Consider the following 22,806-nt stretch of genomic DNA (forward strand, 5'->3'; position numbering starts at 1 on the left):
AGGATGAGCGAAAAACGAGAGGGAAAAAATGTCCCTCTCGTTTTTCACTACAGACTGACCTTTTGAGACAGCCTCTTAATTAAAAGATACAGTAATTTTTCTCTTAACTCGGTTCCATTCTACAAGTACTTGGATTTTCCTCAACAACTGCTTGCAGGGTCGGCTGCCACAGAGTATGCCCGATAGGCCATTCAATATAATTCACCTTGACTGTCAGCAGCGGGCTTTAGCCAACAAAGGTCTTTCTTTTCCTGAAAATTAACAAAGGGGCTACTCTCGTCTCCCAAGCGAACAGCCCGTTCTGCAAAAAGCTGCCATTCTCTTGCAGTCAACTTTCCAGGTCCGCAGTGACCAATATAGATCAGTTGATCGTTCGTGTTATAAAGACCCAGCAGAATTGAATGGACGCTGCCCTCTCGATAAGAGAGACCCCCAACGACCGCAACAACATCTTTATAATTTTTTATCTTTCGCCAGTTCGCATTTTGATGCCCGATCCAATAGGAACTGTCGATTTTTTTCGCGACAATTCCCCCCATATCCAATTGTCGAATCTTGTTGAACAGTTCACGACCCTTGGCGTAATTAGGAGTCAGCTGTATATTCTCTGATGGAGTGAGAATGTCTCTAAGTATATCCAAACGACTTTTTAAAGGAAGGTCAGTCACCCAATTCCCGTTGTAGTAAAGAAGATCAAAGACCCTGTAGTAGACCGGTACGTTCTCCTTAGTTAAACTTATCCGATTCGCTTTGCGAATACTATCCCGTTTCATGATTTCATAAAATGAGGGCCGTCCTTTTTGAGCGCAATGGCCTCCCCGTCCAGAATGAATAATTGGGCCTATACAGATTTTCTACTCGTGACAATCTCTGGAAAAGAAGCTGTTCTTTCATTTTTCCGTTGATTGAACAGACGTACATCCTTCTCATTGTTATACCATTTCCCCTAATACACTCATTTCTCAAGAATAAGATTACGTATTCTCGAGTTTTGAATTCCGTCACAAATTTCGCTAGATAAAAAAGGATCGGATCCAATTCTGTCGAATTATAGATTTGTAGTTCTTTTTTATCAGCTGAATCGTTTCAAGGAGGTGGTCGTTCTTTTCTTCGATTTTCTTCCGTTTTCCTCTCGTTTGGCCCTCTTTTTCCGTTTCCATTGCTTCTCTCATGTCTCACTGCCGTTGTTTTTATCTGTTCACTTCCGCTTTTTCACCCGCTTTTTGACCCCACTTCAAAGGAGTTCTTCGCATGCTTAAAACTTTCCGTAAACTCGTTTATGCTTCAGAACGTGCCTTTACTCTGATTGAAATGATGATCGTGCTAATGATCATATCGATTCTTCTGCTGATCGCCGTGCCGAATATGATGAAATCTCATCAGGTTGTTAAGGACAAGAGCGGCGAAGCCACCGTCAAGCTGGTGCAGAGCCAGGTTGCGGCCTATCAGATGGAGAAGGGAACGCTGCCGGCGGATCTTCAGGTACTCGTCGACGAGGGCTATGTGGACAGCATTGAGACTCCGGACGGCGGAACTCTGACCATGGATGCGGAGGGAAAGGTCAGTGCGCCGTAACAGCCTTCTTCGTCCGGAATGCGGGTTCACTGTTCTCGAGCTGCTCATTGTTGTTTCGATCGCCTGCATCCTTGCACCTGTCTCATTTCTAACGTTCTCCCGTTTATCGGACGCACAGTCGATGAGGCAGTTTGTCGAGGATGTCAGGGACACGATCAGTGAAGCGCAAATGGAAGCGATCGCGGAGTCGACGCCGATCACTATCATCTTTAATACGGATCAGCACTTTTTTCTGGTGTCCAAACGGAATGAGACCCTTAAAAAGGCAATGGATCCAAGAATCCGGTTGTACAGCAATGTCAACAAAAGTTATATTCTGATCAGCCGGATCGGAAGTTTCTCACAGCCGGGTACTTATACTTTTACGATGAATACAATTCGGTACAATCTTGTTTTGCTTTTAGGACAGGGGCGATTTTACATTGACAAGGCGAAATGGTGAGCGGGGAATTTTCCTTTCTGAGGCCGTTATTTCCGTCTTTATCCTAACCACGGTTATGCTTCTCGCTTTCCCGGTGCTTATCCACACTTATTCCGAACGACGTATCCTGCAGCAGAAGCAGGAAGCCATCGATGTTCTGCGCGATCAGCTGACCGCGTGGGAAAGCGGAAATCCAGCCGCCGCGGACTCCGGCGGAACACGCACCGAATTCAGATTGCACTGGGACCGAAAAACGGAGCATGAGTCGAAGCTGCGTGTCTCCTGGTCATACGGGGGACGGACCCATGAGTTAAGCAGCGAGGCAAGAAAATGAAAAATCAGGATGGATTTACGCTGCTGTCGATGATGCTCGCACTCAGCGTTCTGGCTGTTGCTTTATTCCTTGCCGTCTCAGTCCTTTCCGGCATGGCGAAACGATTTGAAGATCAGGCCGGCAGTTTTCGTAAAGACGTCAGGCTTTTCTTCTCCCAGACTTCCAGGGAACTTCATTTATCGCAGACGGTCAGCTGCTCGCCAGATCACCGGCAGCTTATTTTGAATAAGAATTCTGAACAGGTTGTTTACCAGCCGGATGATCCTCAGAGGATCATCCGGCGCGTCGGCGGCCAGGGCTATGAGATTGTCCTGCAGCATGTGAAGAACGTTCAGTTTCAATGCAGCGGCACGCTCGTTTCGATTAAAGTGACCGACACTCTGGACAGGTCCTATTCCTGGAGTGACCGGCTTTATATCGAAAAAGGAGGCTGACATGTCTGAAAACAACCATCAGAAGGGATTCATGCTCCCGCTGGCGATGATTCTGGCGCTGATCCTGACTGCGTTTGTTCTGCACGCCGTGCTCCTTCTGGACAGCGACCGGAACTTCTTTCAGGCATCTTATTCCGCTTTTCAGCTGCAGCAGCTTCGTGAATGCGCCCTGGCCGATATCAACGAACAAATTCAGAAAAAAACATTGCCGGAAAAAGGGTCTTTCGTATATGATAAAGGGACAATAAACTTTAGAACGAATCAAGTCGGAGACAACCTTGAAATCCTGTTTACCATCATTTCAGATCAAGGCAAAGAAACCGATCAAATCGTTTACAGCCTGTCCAGCGGTCGCCCTGTTGGCTGGCTTGAAAGGACAGACCCATGATCTACATTACCGGATTTATGGGCGCGGGAAAAACAACCATCGGTGCCGCGCTTAGCAAAAAACTGAATGTTGCTGTTTATGATACGGATCTGATGGTGGAAAGAGAGCAGAACAAATCCGTTCAGGAGATATTCCGCGATGAAGGAGAAGCTTTCTTCAGAACATGCGAAACCCGCGTTCTGGAAAAACTGGCCGTGCAGCAAAAGAACGCTGCTGCCGTTGTGACGACCGGCGGCGGAATTGTGATGAATCCGGCCAACCGGGCACTCATGAAATCCAATGGTTCAATCATCTTTCTCTATTGCGACATCCATACCATCAGAAAGAGGCTCATTAATGACAAAACCCGGCCCCTCGTTCAAAAGTATCAGGGCCCGGAACTGGAAGTCCTTTACAAAAAAAGAATGGCTGCTTATTTAGATGCGACCCATGTCATCCATGTCACGGCCAAATCCGTAGAGGCGATTGCAGTTGAAATCCTTTCACTGATGTATCAAACAGCTCCCGAATGGGTATCCTGATTGATAATCAGATCAATCGAAGGGATTCCTGCATATGAAGTCGGATGAATATGTGAAGTTCCTGACAGAACAGTTTGTCCGCTACATGGAAACTCCGCGGGCAGAGCGGAAGCGGGCAAAAATGGAACAGAGGGCCCTGCGCCCGCCTCTGCGCAATCAGCTTTTCGGACAGATACCGAATGCCGTCGAGAACTATGTTTTACAGTTTAAAGACTTTTTCGGCAAAATAAATAGAAAGTCGCGCTAGAATCCCCTCCGGACGGCAGATACACTCACTTTATCTGCTTAAACCAAAGGGGATCCTTTTCTTTAAAGCGTCTCTTGTTTTTCAGCCTGATAAATACGATATGAAAGAATATCTTTATAGGTCAGCATGATCTGCAGGTGGGAAAGCCAGACATCGAGGGCTTCCTCGTCGATTTCTTCCGTCAGTCGGTAGGAAGGCAGTTCGACTGCGGCCGCTTTTTGTGAAAAGTCGCTGTCTTTCCATGCCTTTATATCGGAAAATCCCGCCTTTTCCCAGATTTTCTTCCAATCGTCTTCCGTCAGCAGTCCCGCAACACCGTACAGGGATTGAATCATTTTCCTTTCCGGGAGCGAGAGCCGCTCTTCAATGGTCATTTCGATAGCAATCAGCTTGCCGCCCGGCCTGAGAACGCGGAAATACTCCCGGGCCGATTGAGCCATCCGAGTAAAAGCAGTGACCGACTCCGAAAGCACCCAGTCGAACGTTTCATCGCCGAAGGGCAGCTGCTCCGCCGATCCCGCGACAACCTGAAAGGGCGTTGAAGCTGCAGCGGACCGTTTCTGGGCCAGTTCAACCATTTTCGGATGAATATCGAGGCCGGTCACTCCGGCTCCCGTTTTTTCCGCAAGAAAAGCCGATGTGGCGCCCGTCCCGCAACCGGCATCCAGAATCCTGTCTCCCGCTTTTATTGATGCCTCGCTTATAATCGCTTCCGTTAACTGCCGCCCGCCCGGATGTGCGCTGTCAATCGCCAGTTTCGCCAGAAAATCAATGTATCGATGGTTGTTCAAAGCAACCTCCCCTTTTGTCTTTCATCACGCCCATTGTATGAAAGAAGGAAGCATGCCGTGAATAACCGACCCGGATCAGATCAGAAAAGGATTCGTTTCGGCTTCTTTTCCGATGGTTGTCGAGAATCCGTGCCCCGGTAAGACGACGGTTTTCTCCGGAAGAGTCAGCAGTTTTTCTCTGATAGAGTTTAAGAGCTGTGGACCGTCGGCTCCGTATCCGTCAGACCGGCCGATGCTCCCGCTGAAAAGAGCGTCTCCGCAAAATACGGCCTGATCATGGGCAAAGTAAAAAGAAACGCCGCCCGGAGAGTGGCCCGGAGTTTCAAGCACGTCAAACGAAAAGGGGCCGATCGTCAATTCTGTTTCCCCATTAATCAGTTTTTCCGCCGGTCTTGTACGGACCTCCTTCGACATCGAAAAAAAGGCCGAGCCGTTCTTTCTCGGATCATCCGGCCAGTCCGACTCGTTTTTATGCAGATAGGCGGGGATATGCCAGCGATCGCGTGCCGAATCAAGCGCCCCGATATGATCAAAGTGAGCATGTGTCAGTAAGATAGCCAGCGGAGAAAGTTCCTTATTTTTCACAACGGCGAGTATCTTTTCAAGCTCGCTCCCCGGATCAATGATCAAAGCCTCTTTCGTCTTTTCGTCTTCAAGGATATAGCAATTGGCCTGAATCGGGCCTATCGGACATACTGTCCACTTCATCAAATCACCCCATTTGCATGAATTTATTCCGCCGGGCATCAAAGACCGTCACGGAAGGAACCCGGTCGTACGGCGAAACGCATCAATGACAGTCCGCCGCTCCGTTATAAGGCCCCGGTGCGCCTATTCAGACAGTCCGTATCCGGCCGATCTTTGTCTTGGCAAGCCAGGCGCCGCCGATCACACCGGCGTCGTTCCCAAGCCTGGCAACATCAATTGTACAGGATTCAAAGGCTCTGGGGAGTGAAAACTTTTTAAAATATTTCGTCAGCGGCAGGAGCAGCGTATTTCCCGCATGAGAAACACCGCCTCCAATAATGATTTTTTCAGGATTGACCACCATTGAGATCGCTCCAAGTGTGTAGCCGAGATAATAGGCCGCTTTTTCGGCAACAACCAAAGACAGCGGATCTTTCTTCTCCGCACAGTCGAATACATCTTCGGCGCTGATGTCTCCCTTATCTTCAAAGATATCCCGCAGGATGCTGTCCGAGTCGTTATAATCGAGGGCTTCAAGCGCGAGCCGGCGAATGCCCGTAGCCGATGAAACCGTTTCAAGACAGCCGCTTTTTCCGCAGTTGCAGGGTGCACCGTTTTTCGGAAGCACCGTGATATGGCCGATCTCCCCGGCCATGCCGCTGACCCCGTGCAGGATTTCTCCGTCGCAGATAATGCCGCCTCCCACTCCCGTACCGAGCGTAATACAGACAATGTTCCGGGCACCCTGTCCGGCACCGAGCCACATCTCGCCGAGCGCGGCCAGATTGGCATCATTTTCAATAATTGCAGGCATTCCGGTCAGCTTTTCCAGTTCGTCTTTCAGAGGATAGTTCTCCCAGCCGATGTTGACCGCTTTATACACGAAACCCGTGGCCATATCAATGAATCCGGGAGCCCCCATGCCGATGCCGCTGATTTCCGAGCGGTCGATCTGAAGCTGACCAAGTTTCCTGACAATACTTGCGCCGATATCCGAAGCTATATGGCTTCCGTTGTCTATCGTATTGGTAGCGATTGCCCACTTGTCAATCATCTTTCCCGATTCATCAATCAAGGCCATTTTCGTCGTCGTTCCGCCCAGATCCACACCGACATGCATCAATTCAGACATGACATACACCCACCTTATGGATTATCTCTGTTCTTTTATTCTCTCGTAAAAACCGTAAAATGCCAATGGACAATCGCTAACGTTTACATGAAAAGTGACCGCAGCAAACACGGAGGCCTTTTCGCGGATTTTACACCGCGGCCTCCCGTGCCTGAATCATGAATCGGCGTGTCGGTGAATAAGCTGTCTTAAGCAGCCTTGTCCCGGAGGTACGTCCGATGCGAAAAAAAAGAATGTTTATCATTTTGCTTGCAGCATGCACCGCTTGCGTTCTGTCTTTCGTTTATCCGTTCATTTTTTCAGTCCGCCCCAGCATTACCTTCTTTCCTGAGGGCGGAGGCGTTCATTATCAAACGGCAGCGACCGGGCTTGAACTCATTCCGGAAGCCGCCGCAATCAACTGGACCGTTGAGTCGGCAGTCGATCACCGGGCTTATCTCATGCAGGATTTTTCTTTATTATATAAAAACAACCGTCTGATCGCCATGATTAATCACTGGGCAAGAAATGAAACCGGGCTGCGGCAAGAGAAACGGCTTCAGGCATCGCCGGGCTTCTATCAGGGCCTTTCGATTCATGAAGCAGAAGTGCATTCCGGCAATCATATCTATGGAAAAGCCGAACTGTCGCAAGATCAATTATTTGTCGGCCGGAGCCGCACACATTTTGTATCTTTTAAAACAGCCGCCGCAAAAAAGGAAAAGGAGCTCAGTGCCCGCTACAAAAATCAGATCGCTCTTGCGCGCGCAGAACTGCTGCGCAGAGCCGCAGATAAATACGAATTCAATCCGGCAGTCTACCGGATTTTTCCGCTTTCCGAACTCACTCCCGCTTCAGTCGGGACACTTTTCCCGTTCAGTCCGGATAAAGCCCGGCGTATCACCGTCCAATTATGGGAAGGCATTTATAAGACTTTTCTTCAGGGTTTCGAAACATCGCCGGGCCGGTTCGAACCGGCTGCGGGCAGCAGCATGCCTCTCCTGCTGATTGCCGGAGACCATCTGCTCATTGTCATTGAGACTTCCCGCGGCGATATTGTTCTTCTGAAGCAGGTTTTTAACTGATGAGTTCTCTCAAAAAAAACGCCGCCGCCTGCGCACGCCTCGTGTCCGGGCCATTCCCCTCAGAAGATAGCTGCTGCCGAGAAACACGGCGGCCAGTTCAAGAATGCCCCAGCGCCTTCTGTAGAGGTAATAAATCACTGCCGTTAAAAGAAAAGCCTGTACTTTCCACGGTCTTCGCATGAAAAAACGCTCCTTGTCAAGAGATAATGCGTTTAGTCTGACTCATCATCCTTATTTTCATGCACCACCCGATCCTTCACACGGATACATTCATTTTCAGTGATCAGCATGTCCACCCTTTGATCATGGCCTTCTTCGGGCAGACGGTCAAACAGCTGGATTTCGAGCAAAAGCGAGACTGTCTCTCCGGAAAAATTTTGTAAGAAGCGATCATAGTAGCCGCCTCCGTAGCCGATGCGATATCCTCTCCGGTCAAAAACAACACCCGGAACAATCACCAAATCCAAACTTTTTTTGTCCATTTTTATCACTTTTCCCGGTTCCGGTTCCATCAGTCCGAAATAACCGATCTTTAGCTGATCGAATGATTCCAGTCTGTAAAAAGTCAGCTGTTTCGCGGACGGTTCACACTTGGGCACCGCCACACACTTCTTTTGCGACCAGGCCTTCAGGATGATCGCCTTTGTCTCGATCTCGCGGCCAACGGAAAGGGTCACTGCAACGGTCTTCGCCCGGTGCCACGGCCGGCAGGCAAACAGCCGTTCTCCGACTTCCAGACATTTTTCATGAAAAAGCCGCTCGTCGATCTTCTGCAAACTATGGAGTACCTGACGGCGCAGTTCTTTTTTTGTCACTTTCATTCGGTCCCTCCAAAAATGAAGCCGCAAAGAACCTTCTCAGGTTTTTGCGGCTTCATCCCCCGGAAAATACTTATTTTGTTTCACGGTGAAGCGTGTATCTTCTCAGTCTCGGGCTGTATTTTCTCAGTTCAAGACGCTCCGGATGCTTCTGCTTATTCTTCGTTGTGATATAGTTACGGTCGCCTGTTTCCGTACATTCAAGAATGACCTTAACGCGCAAGTTTTATCCCTCCATTACTCGCTGATTCTTTCGTTTTCACAAAACATACACTTAATAATAACAAAAAAAACTGTTTACTTCAACTGTGTTTCTTTCTTTGACAGCCGGATTCCCGGCGGCTTATTTTACATTTTTCTTTCTTTTTCAGCAATGTTCTTCCGTAGCGGATAGAGTTATGCTATAAATATCAATAGGATGTTTTAAAAATAGGTAGTGAATGATTCTGTTCCGTTTCCGCTTCGTGTATCCGCGGGAACCCGCAGCTGCCGGATAGCTTCCGATCCTGTCTGTTTCAGCAGCGATTCGCATTTTTGCCTGTTTTTTAACACGCACTTCAAAAAAGTGGCGGGGGGTAAATTATGGGTTTTATTATTCTGATCCTTGTGGTCATTGGACTGGCTGCGCTCGCCTTGTCTTATTATAAACAGGACAGCGTCAAACAAGTGGAAAGTCAGCTGGAAGAAAATTCAATCACAATGATGCAGGAACTTTACAAAGTCAAGAAAAAAATTCGGGTGCTCGAAGAAGAAGTGATGCTCGGGGACCGGAATAAATTTAAAGGGTGAAGTGTGTTGACAAGAAACGGAATACGCGGTTTTTCGGCAGGCGTCCTGATTACATGCGCTGTTTTTGCTTTTTTCTATTACGTTGTTTTTAATAATGGAAATCAGACGGCAGCAAAAAGTGTCGTCAGGCAGACGCCGCTGACCGATGCGACCGTCACCCAGTACTTAACGGACCATCATCGCAAGGCGATCGATGTCGACGTTTATAATCAGTGGATGGCCAGTGCCGGTGCGGCGGCAAAAAAGACTCAGGCAAAACCGGCGGCAAGCAGTAAGCCTCAGCAGAATCAGCCGGTATCTTACAATCTGCAAATCAAGAGCGGCATGACGCCAAGCGACATCTCGGCTCAGCTGGTTAATGCGAAAATTCTTCCGGCAAACCAGAAGGTTAGTTTTGATCAGTATCTGCACAACAGCAAGCTTGATCAATTTGTGCAGCTTGGCACGTTTAAGGTATCAAGCAACATGTCGATTCAAAAAATCGCACAAGTCATCACAAATCATTAATAACAATAACGGACCATTAAATGCCGGACGGGCGATCAAACCCGTCCGGCATTTTGATTTTCTCTGTTCCCCTTTTTATTCTTAGCCGCATGCCAAATACATGCGTATGTACCATGATTCCTCGTCTAAATTTTGGGGGAGAATTGGGATCAATGTGCCTGCTTTTTTCTTTCTTGAGAAATTATACAATTGTTTGAGAACGTTACCGAATAAATCGGTTTATATTTTCATGAGCATCCCCGATTTATAGCACACTGTGCCTTGAATCCATGTCGTGATCTATACACTATCATTTCCGGGACCGATAAATTTCCATAGACCGCCGATATTCTCCTTTAGCCGCCGCTTTCGCACGAACTGCAGTTTACCTTGAGCTAACGGGATAATCAGTTATATGTTTTTCTTGAATGATCTGCGTTCGGGCTAAATGCGTATTTCGGACAAACAAGTGAAAAATCGAGCGTCGCAAGAAAACCATCATCCACCGTCGTGCCGGAGACCACTCCTTTCGTCTGTAAATTAAAAGAGCCATTTTAACGGCTCTTTTACTATTCCAGTCAAAAGTTCTAGGCTGCTGAAATTATTAATTTGTTCTTTGAATGCAGGTCTTTCCTGCTCTTATTGAGTAATCTCTGCGATAGCGGGATGTGGATTCCAGGCTGGAGAACCGTGCAGATATGCCATTAGCCCAGCAGCAACAGTGCCTTAGAGACGACCCAAGAGGAACCAAACTTTGAAACACTTTCTCAGACTCCTGAAAAAGCCAGCCATTATTCCCCGTCACCAGTCAAAATGACCCCATACCACCTGAAATCGGCGAATCAATGGAAGCAGGAACGGAACAACACAAAAAACAAAATCATTAATAAAAGAACACCGGCCGACTGTGAGGAAACAGTATAAACCGGAAGTACGATAACTTTCAGCACTTTTTCTTCTCACTTACCGTCAAGAGAGAATGTCATGAATTCCTGTCAAAAGTTATCCTTTTATATTTTCACGGAGAATCTTTCGCGCTCCAGTCATTTGACAGGTATTATTCCGTTTGTATTTTATCGGCAGGTCGATTTATTTTCTTCAATTATTCAGCGGGTAATTCTTTTTGTATTCTGGCCAATCCTTCGGGCGCTAAATGATCCATCTTTTCCGGATATCCGAAATAAGAGATGCTGGCAATTGTATCTTCCTCTTCATTGAAATTCATCTTCCGTAATTGATCGAAGAGTGAGTCAAAGTCGACCTCACCTTCGCCAATACCCAAATGCTGATGAACCGTTGCATGATGAGTGGGCTGGATTGTCGGCGGGTTTAAAATATAACGACAGTCTTTCATTGGATTCATCGTATCCGCAACAATAATATGTTTTAGATCCCTTCCTGCATAGGCTAACATTTTGCGCACATCGCCCTTCCCCTCATCGTAGAAGAAAGTATGCGGTACAGCATACAAATAAGTGACGCGGTCACTTCTTAAAGATTTAACAAGGTCCGCGGCTTCATAACCATTTTCAATAAAATCATATGGGTGGGCCTGAATATCTACTCTAATGCCCTCCCGCTCAAAAATCGGCAATAGCTCTTCGATAGAACGGTACCACATGGCTTCACATTTCTCCGATTGATGCGGATCTCCCGATAATTCCGTGTTCATCACATTTACATCCATCTCTACGGCAAGCTGGATTGCCCGCTTCCAATTCACTACCGCGGCTTTCCTCGTTTCTTCATCGGGTCCGGACCACCTGTAGACGGGTAATAGCGATGAAAGTTTTAATCCGCTATTCTTCAATGCGCTCTTATATTCCGCCACAGTTTCACGGCTGGCTTTGGGATGTTTATAAAAAGGAAGGAGACGGTCATATGGAGATTGTTCAATGTACTTAAAGCCCCATTCAGCTATCTTATTTACGACCTGTGTAATGGATAATCCCTGTTTAAATAAGACATCCGGATCACATGCAATTTTCATTAGATATGTCCTCCCATTTTTAATTTTTCTTTGTAAACGATTCCATTTTTATTTAATCCTCACTGAAAAATCTGGATCAGGCCATATTATTGATCCATTTTCATTGACTGAGATAGACTCGCGTTATATTAATTGGCCGGATCATTTAAATATACAAAACAAGTTCATGACTGGATCTTCGATTACCAAAAACATAATTAGAATACCTTTTTATTTGATAAATCACTTATGGATGTCCACATAAATGACATCCGGTCTACGGATGATTCTTCAAATGCAGAAGCAAAAAACACTTTTCTTTCTCTGATGCTAAAGGTCTCTTTTTTTACGGAAACTTTTAGAATCGGAAATGACATTATATCCTTCTTCTAGTTCTTTAAATATTCAATTAATGCAAGGCATCCTATTGAAATTTAGCCTTGTATTTTTTCAAAGGGACTCCCCACTTTTTCCATGTATGCTTTAATCTCGTCAACGGTAGGAAGTGATTCGGAACTCGAATGACTGCCGATATTAATAGCCGCCGATGCACTGGCAAAATGAAGGGCCTTCTCAATACCGTAGTTCTCCAGCAAACAATAAATCATTGCAGAACCGTGAGCGTCACCGCCCCCAAAGGACTTAAGAACCTTGGCCGGATACGCCGGCACCTTTACTTTTTTGTGATTTTTCGTGAATGCGGAAGAGCCTTCCTTCCCATGTTTGATAACAACAATTTCATTCGGCCCTTCGTTCATCCAATAACTTGCAATTTCCTCATCGCTAAGTTCGGTGTGACCCAACAAACCGCCTGTAAGATCAAATTCTTCCCGCGAACCGATCATCAGCGAACTTTGACGGGCCACTAAGCTGTAATAAATAGCGGTTTCTTCATCATTGCGCCATGTATAGTTCCGATAATCAAGATCGAAAATAATTTTCACCTGATGTTTCTTTGCGAATTCAATGGCCTTGAATACAGCTTCCCGTGAAGGAGAGGCAGCCAGTGCAGTTCCTGACACAAGCAATATCTTTGCTTTTGAAATGTAAGCTTCATCTATCTCCGACACATTAAGTTTCAGATCGGAGGCTTCACTTCGATACATTAAAATGCTGCTTTCAGTGGGCGACTTCATTTCTGTAAAAGTGAGGCCTAAAGTATCATTTCCCGTCGAAGTAACGACATGGGAAGTATCGACCCCTTCGTGTTCAAATACCTTTTTGACATAACGGCCAAACTGATCATTTGAAACCTTGCCAATAAAGCCGGCTTTTTTCCCCAGACGTGACAAACCGATGACTACATTGGCCGGGGAACCGCCCAAATACTTACTGAAAGTACGGCTTTCATCCAATGGCCGGTTAATTTCATTGGGGTTAAAATCAATAGTTACACGGCCGATAGCAATAACATCGATTTTCCTGTCCTTGTTTATCGAGAATTCTGTCACTGATAGCCCCTCCTCTTTGTTTTCGAATTCTATTCCTTTTTACGTTTCATTACTAATTTTCTTATGAAAATATTCCAGATGTTTTCCAACATCCTCCCCCTATCAAGGATTATATGCCCCCTAACGCTTTTTCTAAGTCTGATTCAATAAAGGTTTTGTTAATGGCAGATCGTCACTCTCCTTCGATATCCTGGCATATAAAATATACCATGTATTGATTACTTAATCAATATGTAATGAGCATTTATCAACAAATATCAGCTTAATATTACCAATATATTATCAAAATAATAATCTTTTATCTTGCCCTTATCTGTTCGATTTATAGGAGAGTATATCGTCAAGGGGATTGCGTCTCCAGTCATGGATACTGAGACCTGCTGATACTATTTTGAGTTGCTTGTATTCCTTTAATTCATTGCTTTCAAACGTTTTTTGTGATTCCCGGCAGATTGATGGCGCCTTTCAATTGCAAGCGCCTTTCATTTATCCCGGAGGCTTTCTGCTTAGGGGGCGAATGACAAAAAAGCTATTCATGGTGATATGTTGTCGGAAAAAATTATATTTTTGTGAATAAACGGGTACAATTTGGTGAGCAAATTATGGTAAAGTCATTATTTCGTGTTATTCTAGTTATTGAAATTGAAATAAATATGGGGAGATGAAATGCAGTGCCTCTTGTACGTTTTGATTTGATTGAAGGGCGCAGTGAAAAAGAAATAAGGAAGTTGTTGGATGTTGCTCATCATGCGACAGTCGAAGCTCTCGGCATACCAGAAAATGATCGTTATCAGATTGTTTACCAGCATCCGGAAAATGAAATGATCATTGATGATACAGGCCTGGGGTTGAACCGGACAAAAAACAAGGTCGTGATCAGCTACACAAGCAAATCCAGAACAAATGAGCAAAAGCAAAAACTTTACAAATTGCTTATGAAAGAGCTTGGGGAAGAATGCGGCATTGCACCTGATGATATTATGATCTCTATTACCAGCAATGACGATGCAGATTGGAGTTTTGGCAGAGGAGAGGCGCAGTACCTGACTGGCGCGCTTTAATTTGCCGCCTGCCGATATTAAAAGACAGAATCAGTAAGTCTTGTCGTTTTCTATCCGACTTTTCTACCGCTTTTTTATTTGCAGCGTTCCCGGAACCGACTGACGCATTGGCGAACCGCAGTATTTGGATAGGAAATCCGCGCACGAAATGAAGCGGAGAACAAAGTTAAACACATCTCCGGATTAGGCGCCTGCCTTTTTATCCTCAGGAAACTGATTCGAAAACGATCTTTCTCTGTCATCTAACTTGCATCAAGGTGCACCGTGCTCCTTGGACCCTTTTTTCGATCCTCTCCGCTCCTGAATATCAAATGAAACCCTAATTGTTGAAGAGGCTGTCACAAAAGGTCAGACGGCAGCAAAAAACGAGAGCGGTATTTTTCTCCTTTCGTTTTTCGTTATTTCCTGAGAAATCGCAGAAAAAATCGCCGGTTTCTTTATCATAAAATTGCCTCGGATCTCATGAGAAGAAGGCAATTTTTTTGATTCTCTTTAAAATCAGCCCACCCTACCAAAGGATTGGAGTAACCGATCCCCCAAGAAAAAAAATATGAAAACAGCCGCTGTCCGCGGCGAGCGAAACAGCGGCTTCAGGACAGATCCGGACACGGCCTTCCAGTAATGAAAGAAGACCCCATGAAGAACGATCAAGTTCAAACCAGGATACAATGTACAGATGAAAACGGAGAAGGGATTACGCCGATTTCATTCGCAAGGACCGGCCAAGATCTTGATCGAATTTGGCCTGTTTTTGTTGGCCATTCCCAATGAAGAAGGCACGGAAGGATTTTATCCGGAAAAGAGATCTCCATTTTTACACAAAGAAGAACCGGTGGAAATTTTTTTAGAAATCTCTCACCGGTTCCAGTTTTCAGAGGCTTTGCGGAGCACCCCTTTCAACATTTTGCCATTACATTATTTGATCCGAATTCACGTATCTTTGTGCGTACAGCCTCTTTAATCGCCTGCCTGGAAGGTGACAACAGGGCCTTCGGATCAAAGATATCCGGATCTTCCTTCAGCGTACGCTTCAGAGAATCAGCAAAGGCCACATTTAATTCTGTATTAATATTGATCTTCGCATGCCCTTTGTGAATCGCTTTTTTCACAAGTTCATCGGGTATTCCGCTCGCGCCGTGAAGCACCAATGGTGCAGAAACCCTTTCGCTGATCTCTTCCATCTCTTTAAAACCTAATTTTGGTTTCCCTACATATTTGCCGTGAACGGATCCCAGCGCTGCTGCCAAGGCATCAATATGCGCTTCACGGACAATACGTTCACATTCACTTAGTTTTGCATACTGAATACCGCCAATAACCCCGTCCTCATTACCGCCGACGGTTCCTACTTCTCCCTCGACCGAAACACCATGGGCATGCGCGTAGTCAGCAATAATTTTAGTGTCAGCCACATTTTTTTCGATCGGATTATGACTCCCATCGAACATGACTGAACTGTATCCCGCATCGACCGCTTTCTTACAGCGTTCAATCGTTTGACCGTGATCTAGATGCAGAACGACAGGAACAGTTATTTTTAACTTATCCATAAGGTTTGTCACTATTGAATAAATCATTTCAAATCCACCCAAAAAGTCAACCATTCGATCAGAAGAAGCTACGATAACAGGCGATCGCTCTTCCTGAGCCGCTTCCAGAATCGCTTGAACCCACAGCAGGCCGTTTATATTGAAGTGACCCACTGCATATTTCCCCCTCTTTGCCTGGGGAAGTACGTCATTTAATGTCACAAAATTCATAGCGCCCACCAAGCACGGATATTTAATTCCATGCGATTCCTTTCTTTATTGATTTTAACGTGCCTTTACCAGGCCAATCCGGACAGGCAAAGGCAGCTTCATCGCAAATTGTTACGTCATGCTTTAAACCATACGACCATTCACCTCGTCTCCACCAACAATTTAACGCTGGTGAATGGTCACTTTGCACCAAAGAGATCAATGATTTAACGTAAGCCGAGCGTCCCTTTTTGATTTAAAATATCGGTAATCAGGACACAAGCAAACGAGCTGCTTTATAGATCCTTCTCCACTAACCGTGCAGTGGCACCCGCCCCTGTAATGAGATGGATCATGATGCACGTTTCATAATGCTATACACCCGGTAAATTCCATTAATATTTTTTAGCATCTTCCAATACAGCTTCACGGCTTTCGCTGGCCTTCAGCACACCTTGTTTCCCTGATACTTTAGATACGCCGACATTCCACCAGCTTCCGTCGTAGCCATCGGTCATCGTCTTCGGCAATACTTTTATATCAAATAACGTCGAAAGTTTTTGTTGTTTCGCATCTTTAATCGCTGATTTCAATTCTTGTAAAGTATGAACGTGGTAAGCTTTTGCCCCATATCCTTCAGCGACTTTAGCATAATCGATCGTCATAATCTGATTGTCATACGTACGCAATTCTGTACCCCGACTGGCACCGCCGTTATCCATCTGCAAATTGTTGATACATCCATAACCAGAATTATCGAACAGGATGATATTGATTTTCTTGCCATACTGAAGTGCTGTGACAAGTTCCGTATGAAGCATCAGAAAGCTGCCATCGCCCACGAGTGCATAAACTTCCTGGTCGGGAGCTGCCGCCAAACGGACACCCAGAGAACCGGCAATTTCATAGCCCATACATGAATAGCCATACTCCAGATGGTAGGTATTGGGGACAGTGGGATCCCACAGCCGCTGCATATCTCCCGGAAGAGATCCGGCTGACGATACAACAATAGCATTCTTATCCACCGCTTCATTCAGCGCAAGAAAGACTTCTGTTTGCGATAAATCTGTATTTAGGACTTCCGAATACTTGTTCATCGTCTCTTGTGAAAAATGCCCCTTGATTTCGGGATCAAAATTTTCATGGTTGAAATGAACGTGTGCCAGCCGATTCCGCTCTTGATGCCATTCTTTTTTGAGTGACGCAGGAATATCGCCGAATTCGCTCGTATAATTTTTCAAAAGCGGTTTGAGTCCCTGCAATGAGGCTTTCGCATCTCCAATAACCTGAAACGCATCAAACTTGTTCGCCTGCACACGGCTCACATTGATATTTAAGAAACAGGTTTCATCAAAACTAAATAAAGTTTTCGAAGCCGTTGTAAAATCCGTGTAACGCGTGCCGATCCCGATAATTAAATCAGACATCTGTACCGCTTTATTGGCGGAAGACGTGCCGAGAATACCGTTGCCGCCAAGATTATTGGGAAAAGTACATTCGACGGTCGATTTCCCTGCATGTGTTTCAACCAGCGGAATGTTATGTTCTTTCGAAATTTCGATCAACTCATCGCGGGCCCCTGAATATTTACAGCCGCCACCGACTAAAATAACGGGTTTTTTGCTGCCTTTTATAAGTTCGGCAGCGCCTTCCAGTTCCCGCTTCGTTGGTACGGTCCGGTTGACGTAATGAATTCGCTTATTAAAAAATTCCTTCGGATAGTCGTATGCTTCACCCTCAGTATCCTGTGGTAGACAAATGGTAACAGGGCCAGCCATCTCAGGATTCGTCAGTACTTCAAAAGCGCGTATCAACGCAGTCATAAGCTGTTCCGGACGCTGCACACGATCCCAATAACGGGAAACGGCCTTAAAAGCATCATTGGTCGTTGTCGCGTTGCTTGAATATTGCTCAACCTGCTGTAAAACAGGATCAGGCTGTCTTGTGGCAAATGTATCGGCAGGCAGCAACAGCACGGGAATATTGTTCGCAAGAGCCGTACCTGCTGCCGTAACCATGTTCGCTGCACCCGGACCAACCGAAGTCGATACTGCAAAAATTTTTCTGCGTAAAGATTGACGGGCAAAAGCCACAGCCGCATGGGCCATTCCCTGCTCATTTTTCCCACTGAATAATTTCAAATGGCCTGGATCTTCCTCCAAAGCTTCGCCTATTCCAAGTACGTTCCCATGTCCAAAAATATGGAAGATTCCTTCAACAAAGGGTGATTCTTCTCCGTCTACACTGATATATTGTTGATTCAGAAATTTAATTAACGCTTGTGCTGTCGTTAATCGAATGGTTTTTCTCATAGTTATTTCTCCTTCAAAATAGATGATATGGAGAGCGATTTTTTATTTCACTTACGATCCAGGATCCATTCATGATCCGGATCATTATGAAACTTCCAGATTCTTGTCGGCCCCGCCATCACATTCAAATAATATGAAGTATACCCGTCCGGAACACCTACAGGATGATAGCCTCTAGGCACTACAACGACATCGCCGTTCTCAACGCTCATCGTTTCATCAAGGCTGCGATCATCCGTATAAACTCTCTGAAAAACAAAGCCCTGTTTGGGATCAATCTCATGATAGTAACTTTCTTCCAGAAGCGATTCTTGGGGCAGATTGTCCTGATCATGTTTATGGGGCGGATAACTGGAAAAATTGCCGCCTTCCGTGTAAACCTCCACGACCAATAAACTGTTGGCCGATTTATCATTATCTGGCAAAATGTTATGAACGAGACGTTTGTTCTGATATTTGCCCCGATGCTCAATCGAATTATCCTCAGCTTTTATCAGTCTGGTTGGCAATTGTTGTTCCGATAATGAATAGCATAGGACGATACGGCTGTCCGTATCCGCAGATACAGTATAGCTTTTGTCATTTGAAATATAGACACTGTCTGTCGGTTTTTTTTCAAATACAGATTGACGCGTACCTATTTCAGAAAAAGTCTGCTCACCGTCGCTGACCGTCGCTTTTCCTGTCAGAACGACAACACACACTTCTTTTTTCCCCAATGTTTCTTTATAGGCTGCTCCTTTTTGTAAAGAAATAATTTTCAGAGACACATACCGAAGTTCAGAATTGCTTTCATTTATGTTCTGAACAAGCGTAACCCCGGGCGCCAGTTTTTCAGATATCGGTTTATACTGCAAGGAACCGCTCATATGAAACACTCCTCTTTTAATAACTTTTAACTTAAACATCCACGAAAAAAGTTCCTATTTTGCTCAGATCAATTTCTAAACAGTCAAAAGCTCTTTTTATTATTCCATTAATGGATGAAATGTGGATCATCGATGAGATCCATACCGATTAACCCTTTTTAAAAACAAGAAATAAGGGAAAACTTTACTCGGTTAATCAGCTTTGCGCCGCAGAGCTGGCACTCTTTTTCAGAAGCAGCTGCTTAATTTCTTCCTTGTTCAATTGAATAATGTTATTGATATAGTTATTAGCCTGAATCGTCCGTTCCGCAACCGTGTCAAGATCGGATAAAGGAACATTAATTTCTTCCAAAGTTGTCCGTAAACCAATGTTCTTTTTCACCTCATTTAAACGGACGGCCACCGCTTCGGCATCTTTAAAGCCGATCGTTTGCACCATCTGATTCAATTCGGGACGTGCCTTGGAATTAACTCTGAACCATTCATCTTCCGTAAATGCAGTCGCCTCACCATGAACGACGCGGTATTTAGAGGTTAGGTAATAGGAGCAGGCGTGAGAACCGGTTGTTCCTGTCTGAGAAAAAGCCAGACCTGCGATTAAACTGGCCAGCATCATATTGTCAAGAGCTTTTTTATCCTGATCATTGACTGCTTTTTCCAGATTGTCGAAGGCAATCTTCGCCCCATTCAATGCATGGCGATCGGATATTGGCGTATGTTTGACGCTGGTCAACGCATCAAGGCAGTGAGTAATCACGTCAACACCGGGTGTGGCTATAACCCGCTTAGGGGCCGAATAAACCAGTCGCGGATCATCAATGGCTATGGCCGCATAGAGCAGTGGGCTGGATAGCGGATATTTGATATCCTTTTCTTTCCAGCTGATGATCGCGACCGGTGTGACTTCGCTACCGGTCCCTGCTGTAGTCGGAATGCAGATCAATGGCATGGCCGCCGTGATTTTACTTCCTGTAACCAGCTTTTCAGCGGTTAATTGTGAAGCATACCCGGCGGATGCCGCTTTAGAACAGTCCAATACAGAACCGCCGCCGAAACCAATCACAGCATCGACTTTGAATTCCTGAATTTTTTTAATTGCTGCATCGACATTCTGAACCGTTGGATTGGGATCTACCTTATCGAAAACACCAACAATAATACCATCAGAATGATCGACCAGTCTCTGAGCCGCACCTGACTGCACCATAAAAGGATCAGCGATCAGCAGAACTTGCTTATAACCAGCCTCACTCAGATGCTTACCGATATTGTCTGTTTCTCCCGCTCCAAAAATAACTTTTGTTGGTTGATATTGTGTCCAAAAAGTCATCATCTTCAATCCTTTCTATATTTTATTCTTTCATTTCTTAGCAGACCTCTTTGTTTGTGCAATTACTCTTTTCAAAAGTTGACTCAAAAGTGTTGAAAATAAAAACATTTACCAATAGTATTGGCGTCCTTATATAAAAAGCAGCGAAAGATCAAGAGAAAGCGTCATTTCATCATCTCTTTTTTATCCAAAATTATTATTCAAAAATAATTCCATAGTAGAAAGAATACAAACGTTTCATTTCAGATCAAAAAGTAGATAAAAGATAGGCAAGATAGAATGGTAGATTATTGTACCTCCCCAAATCAATTATTATATTTTTATAATATATTGATTATATTTTGATCACATTTATATCGTATAATAAATTCCAAAAAAAATCAAGATGTTTATTTAGCTATCAGTACGTGATATACTACTTATTAAGTTATTGTGCTGTCGGAGGACAGCCGATGAAAAAGTTTACCTGAAAGGCATCAACAAGTGAGCAACATAAATCACTGGAACGAATCTGAAAATGCTTTTGTCTGGGCATAGCCGGTTTTTCCTGTTTATGTAGCTTCGGGAATTCTCGTGTCCGTCCGACGGAGCATGTCAGGACGATTCGTTTGTTCAAATGGATCATTGGAACTGCTTATTTAGGCACAAAAAAATAATCGACCACGATTTATTTTTTTTACACTTTCCATTTGAAATGGATCTTTTCTGTTGGAAATAATTATCGATTTATCAAATAGTCCATACTGAAAAGTGCAAAATCATTGGTCCCTTTTTGAACTATTTATACACACAGAACATATGTTGGATATGTTTTCTAACAGCATGCCGGTAAATGCAGAAATTTAATTCATATTATCATTTTGACTCATATTATATTTAGGTATCAGATGAATCTGACGCGCGATGGGGAGAGAAAATAAATGAAGACCAAACGTTTGCAGGATATTGAAAATTATATCATCAGTCATGAAATTGTCTCACTAGACGAATTATGCAAGAAATTTAATGTATCCAAAAATACAATCCGCAGAGATATAAACACAATATTGGGAACAGGAACGATTAAGAAAGTGTACGGGGGCGTTACCGTTGCAGATCCGGTACTGATCCCTTTTTCCAAGCGCGATACAAGCAATCAGGCGGAGAAAATAGCCATTTCAAAATGTGCGGCCCAATTTATTAAAGAAGATGATATCGTTTTTATCGATTCCGGAACAACGACGCGCTATATTGTGGATTTTATTCCGGCTACGCTTTCTGCAACCATTGTAACTAATAATCTGGATGTCATAAACAGTGCGGCATCGCTGCCCAATATTCGTATCGTCATTGTCGGCAATGTTTATAAAAGAGAGACAAATTCCTTCATCAGTTTGGATAATCAAAATACATTTGATAAATTCAATATAGATAAGGCGTTTATGGCGACGACCGGCTTATCTCTGACACATGGCCTGACAAATTCCGATTTTCTTGAATTTCCGATTAAGAAAGAAATTGTCGCTAAGTCGAATAAACTGTTTGTTTTGGTAGATCATTCAAAGTTTGATCATTATACGCTGCTCACCTACTTGAATCTTGATCGCATCGATGTTTTAATTACGGATGAAAAGCTCAAAAATGAATATGAAATTTATTGTAAGGAGCATGAGATTAAAGTTTATCAAACATCTGAGGAAAATTCACTCGATAACCATACGGAGAGCGGATATAAGCAATCTCATAAATGAACGAACAATTAGGCGGAATATGACGATTCTCTGGATCCCTTGTGCCTGGAACCATAATTCACACAAAGGAAGTTCAAAATCCAAGAGCAGATTAATTAATCGAAGTCCCGCTGATGACATCTAAGACACATAAGCTGAATTAACCGGAAGAGCAAGTAACTTCATTAAGAAAGGCGCTGATGAAACCAGCAGAATGATTCAAAAACAATCTGTACATGGAAATAACTGAAGCATTCCCCGTATCATTGCCATTACAGAGCTAAATTAAAATGAGGTTAGGGCCTCTTATATTAATTTTACTTACGAAACGATTTACCTGGGTTATGCCTCCGTTTTCAAAAACATGGTCCGAGTGCCTGTCTCCACTCTTCTCACTTCTTAAACTGCTGCGAACAGACATCATTGGATCCACCTTGGCGTTTAATAAGCGGACAAGTTTTTGTTGGCGAAAAAGGAGGACCACCGCGCTTCTTAATCTATTGACAAATTGCTGTTATCACATCCATCTGCTTAACTGTTCATCCTCCCATTATGAAAAAACATGGAAAAAAAGGACATGAAAGCCCCCACAGCCATCCTTCATACCCTATTCTCTGACTATTATCAGAAAAAGCGCACAATTAATGTTTTTCAATTGGACACGCCGAGCCACTTG

Annotated in this window: 25 protein-coding genes; 12 read left to right on the forward strand and 13 right to left on the reverse strand. The window is 44.4% G+C overall.

The window, feature by feature from the left end:
- Positions 1-191 precede the first annotated feature (191 nt).
- On the reverse strand, positions 192-773 hold the full coding sequence (locus Q6A92_RS08400) for an ATP-dependent DNA ligase (protein WP_332237697.1): 582 nt from the start codon (positions 771-773) through the stop codon (positions 192-194).
- A 478-nt stretch (positions 774-1,251) separates the two neighbouring features.
- Here Q6A92_RS08400 and comGC point away from each other — a divergent pair, with 478 nt between their 5' ends.
- Genes comGC through Q6A92_RS08435 form a run of 7 tightly spaced genes read left to right on the forward strand, consistent with a single transcriptional unit; the run spans position 1,252 to position 3,920 of the window.
- The gene (gene comGC / locus Q6A92_RS08405) at positions 1,252-1,575 is read left to right on the forward strand and encodes a competence type IV pilus major pilin ComGC (protein WP_332237698.1); all 324 of its coding nucleotides are present in this window, start codon (positions 1,252-1,254) and stop codon (positions 1,573-1,575) included.
- Positions 1,565-2,017, forward strand: coding sequence for a prepilin-type N-terminal cleavage/methylation domain-containing protein (locus tag Q6A92_RS08410; protein ID WP_274402107.1), 453 nt, complete (start codon positions 1,565-1,567; stop codon positions 2,015-2,017). The genes comGC and Q6A92_RS08410 overlap by 11 nt, the downstream gene beginning before the upstream one ends.
- Positions 1,998-2,330 (forward strand): type II secretion system protein, encoded by a 333-nt coding sequence (locus tag Q6A92_RS08415; protein WP_274402106.1) that lies wholly within the window; start codon positions 1,998-2,000, stop codon positions 2,328-2,330. The genes Q6A92_RS08410 and Q6A92_RS08415 overlap by 20 nt, the downstream gene beginning before the upstream one ends.
- Complete coding sequence (comGF, locus tag Q6A92_RS08420) at positions 2,327-2,764, forward strand: competence type IV pilus minor pilin ComGF (protein ID WP_332237701.1); 438 nt, start codon at positions 2,327-2,329, stop codon at positions 2,762-2,764. Before Q6A92_RS08415 ends, comGF begins: the two co-directional genes overlap by 4 nt.
- 1 nt (position 2,765) lies before the next feature.
- On the forward strand, positions 2,766-3,152 hold the full coding sequence (gene comGG, locus Q6A92_RS08425; protein ID WP_332237702.1) for a competence type IV pilus minor pilin ComGG: 387 nt from the start codon (positions 2,766-2,768) through the stop codon (positions 3,150-3,152).
- Complete coding sequence (locus Q6A92_RS08430; RefSeq protein WP_332237704.1) at positions 3,149-3,673, forward strand: shikimate kinase; 525 nt, start codon at positions 3,149-3,151, stop codon at positions 3,671-3,673. Before comGG ends, Q6A92_RS08430 begins: the two co-directional genes overlap by 4 nt.
- Before the next feature lie 34 nt (positions 3,674-3,707).
- Positions 3,708-3,920, forward strand: coding sequence for a YqzE family protein (locus Q6A92_RS08435; RefSeq protein ID WP_332237706.1), 213 nt, complete (start codon positions 3,708-3,710; stop codon positions 3,918-3,920).
- A 62-nt stretch (positions 3,921-3,982) separates the two neighbouring features.
- On the opposite strand, the gene Q6A92_RS08440 is transcribed toward Q6A92_RS08435, so the two are convergent.
- The 3 genes from Q6A92_RS08440 to Q6A92_RS08450 all read right to left on the reverse strand — a co-directional run bounded on the left by Q6A92_RS08440 (position 3,983) and on the right by Q6A92_RS08450 (position 6,530).
- Complete coding sequence (locus tag Q6A92_RS08440) at positions 3,983-4,711, reverse strand: class I SAM-dependent methyltransferase (protein ID WP_332237707.1); 729 nt, start codon at positions 4,709-4,711, stop codon at positions 3,983-3,985.
- Between the two features lie 75 nt (positions 4,712-4,786).
- Entirely contained in the window at positions 4,787-5,419 is a 633-nt protein-coding gene (locus Q6A92_RS08445) for an MBL fold metallo-hydrolase (RefSeq protein WP_332237709.1), read from the reverse strand.
- Between the two features lie 127 nt (positions 5,420-5,546).
- Positions 5,547-6,530 (reverse strand): ROK family glucokinase, encoded by a 984-nt coding sequence (locus tag Q6A92_RS08450; RefSeq protein ID WP_274402099.1) that lies wholly within the window; start codon positions 6,528-6,530, stop codon positions 5,547-5,549.
- A gap of 218 nt (positions 6,531-6,748) precedes the next feature.
- Here Q6A92_RS08450 and Q6A92_RS08455 point away from each other — a divergent pair, with 218 nt between their 5' ends.
- Positions 6,749-7,594 (forward strand): hypothetical protein, encoded by an 846-nt coding sequence (locus tag Q6A92_RS08455; RefSeq protein WP_332237711.1) that lies wholly within the window; start codon positions 6,749-6,751, stop codon positions 7,592-7,594.
- A 9-nt stretch (positions 7,595-7,603) separates the two neighbouring features.
- Here Q6A92_RS08455 and Q6A92_RS08460 read toward each other — a convergent pair whose 3' ends face one another.
- The 3 genes from Q6A92_RS08460 to rpmG all read right to left on the reverse strand — a co-directional run bounded on the left by Q6A92_RS08460 (position 7,604) and on the right by rpmG (position 8,635).
- Positions 7,604-7,774, reverse strand: a complete 171-nt coding sequence (locus Q6A92_RS08460; RefSeq protein ID WP_274402097.1) for a hypothetical protein — start codon at positions 7,772-7,774, stop codon at positions 7,604-7,606.
- Positions 7,775-7,806: 32 nt separating this feature from the next.
- Complete coding sequence (locus tag Q6A92_RS08465) at positions 7,807-8,415, reverse strand: 5-formyltetrahydrofolate cyclo-ligase (RefSeq protein ID WP_332237713.1); 609 nt, start codon at positions 8,413-8,415, stop codon at positions 7,807-7,809.
- Between the two features lie 70 nt (positions 8,416-8,485).
- Positions 8,486-8,635: a 50S ribosomal protein L33 gene (gene rpmG, locus Q6A92_RS08470; protein WP_274402095.1), complete on the reverse strand. Its 150-nt coding sequence runs from the start codon at positions 8,633-8,635 to the stop codon at positions 8,486-8,488.
- A gap of 359 nt (positions 8,636-8,994) precedes the next feature.
- Between rpmG and Q6A92_RS08475 the strand changes: the two genes are divergently transcribed.
- Entirely contained in the window at positions 8,995-9,201 is a 207-nt protein-coding gene (locus Q6A92_RS08475) for a hypothetical protein (protein WP_274402094.1), read from the forward strand.
- 6 nt (positions 9,202-9,207) lie between these two features.
- Entirely contained in the window at positions 9,208-9,708 is a 501-nt protein-coding gene (locus Q6A92_RS08480) for a hypothetical protein (RefSeq protein ID WP_274402093.1), read from the forward strand.
- 1,081 nt (positions 9,709-10,789) lie between these two features.
- Here Q6A92_RS08480 and Q6A92_RS08485 read toward each other — a convergent pair.
- Together Q6A92_RS08485 and iolC are read right to left on the reverse strand one after the other, a co-directional pair.
- Positions 10,790-11,677 carry a sugar phosphate isomerase/epimerase family protein gene (locus Q6A92_RS08485; RefSeq protein WP_332237715.1) on the reverse strand — a complete coding sequence of 296 codons (888 nt, stop codon included), beginning with the start codon at positions 11,675-11,677 and terminating at the stop codon, positions 10,790-10,792.
- Between the two features lie 413 nt (positions 11,678-12,090).
- Positions 12,091-13,107: a 5-dehydro-2-deoxygluconokinase gene (iolC, locus tag Q6A92_RS08490; RefSeq protein ID WP_332237716.1), complete on the reverse strand. Its 1,017-nt coding sequence runs from the start codon at positions 13,105-13,107 to the stop codon at positions 12,091-12,093.
- 671 nt (positions 13,108-13,778) lie between these two features.
- Here iolC and Q6A92_RS08495 point away from each other — a divergent pair.
- Positions 13,779-14,168 carry a tautomerase family protein gene (locus Q6A92_RS08495; RefSeq protein ID WP_332237717.1) on the forward strand — a complete coding sequence of 130 codons (390 nt, stop codon included), beginning with the start codon at positions 13,779-13,781 and terminating at the stop codon, positions 14,166-14,168.
- Between the two features lie 896 nt (positions 14,169-15,064).
- Here Q6A92_RS08495 and fba read toward each other — a convergent pair.
- The 4 genes from fba to Q6A92_RS08515 form a co-directional block, all read right to left on the reverse strand.
- A complete protein-coding gene (gene fba, locus Q6A92_RS08500; protein ID WP_332237719.1) occupies positions 15,065-15,928 on the reverse strand; it encodes a class II fructose-1,6-bisphosphate aldolase in 864 nt (287 codons plus the stop codon).
- Positions 15,929-16,302: 374 nt separating this feature from the next.
- The gene (iolD, locus tag Q6A92_RS08505; RefSeq protein WP_332237720.1) at positions 16,303-18,222 is read right to left on the reverse strand and encodes a 3D-(3,5/4)-trihydroxycyclohexane-1,2-dione acylhydrolase (decyclizing); all 1,920 of its coding nucleotides are present in this window, start codon (positions 18,220-18,222) and stop codon (positions 16,303-16,305) included.
- 47 nt (positions 18,223-18,269) lie between these two features.
- Positions 18,270-19,091 carry a 5-deoxy-glucuronate isomerase gene (gene iolB, locus Q6A92_RS08510; protein WP_332237721.1) on the reverse strand — a complete coding sequence of 274 codons (822 nt, stop codon included), beginning with the start codon at positions 19,089-19,091 and terminating at the stop codon, positions 18,270-18,272.
- 196 nt (positions 19,092-19,287) lie between these two features.
- Positions 19,288-20,424 (reverse strand): iron-containing alcohol dehydrogenase, encoded by a 1,137-nt coding sequence (locus Q6A92_RS08515; RefSeq protein WP_332237722.1) that lies wholly within the window; start codon positions 20,422-20,424, stop codon positions 19,288-19,290.
- A 917-nt stretch (positions 20,425-21,341) separates the two neighbouring features.
- On the opposite strand from Q6A92_RS08515, the gene Q6A92_RS08520 reads away from it, so the two are divergent.
- Positions 21,342-22,151, forward strand: a complete 810-nt coding sequence (locus Q6A92_RS08520; protein ID WP_332237724.1) for a DeoR/GlpR family DNA-binding transcription regulator — start codon at positions 21,342-21,344, stop codon at positions 22,149-22,151.
- Positions 22,152-22,806 lie beyond the last annotated feature (655 nt).

Source organism: Sporolactobacillus sp. KGMB 08714, assembly GCF_036598985.1.
Taxonomy (GTDB): domain Bacteria; phylum Bacillota; class Bacilli; order Bacillales; family Sporolactobacillaceae; genus Sporolactobacillus.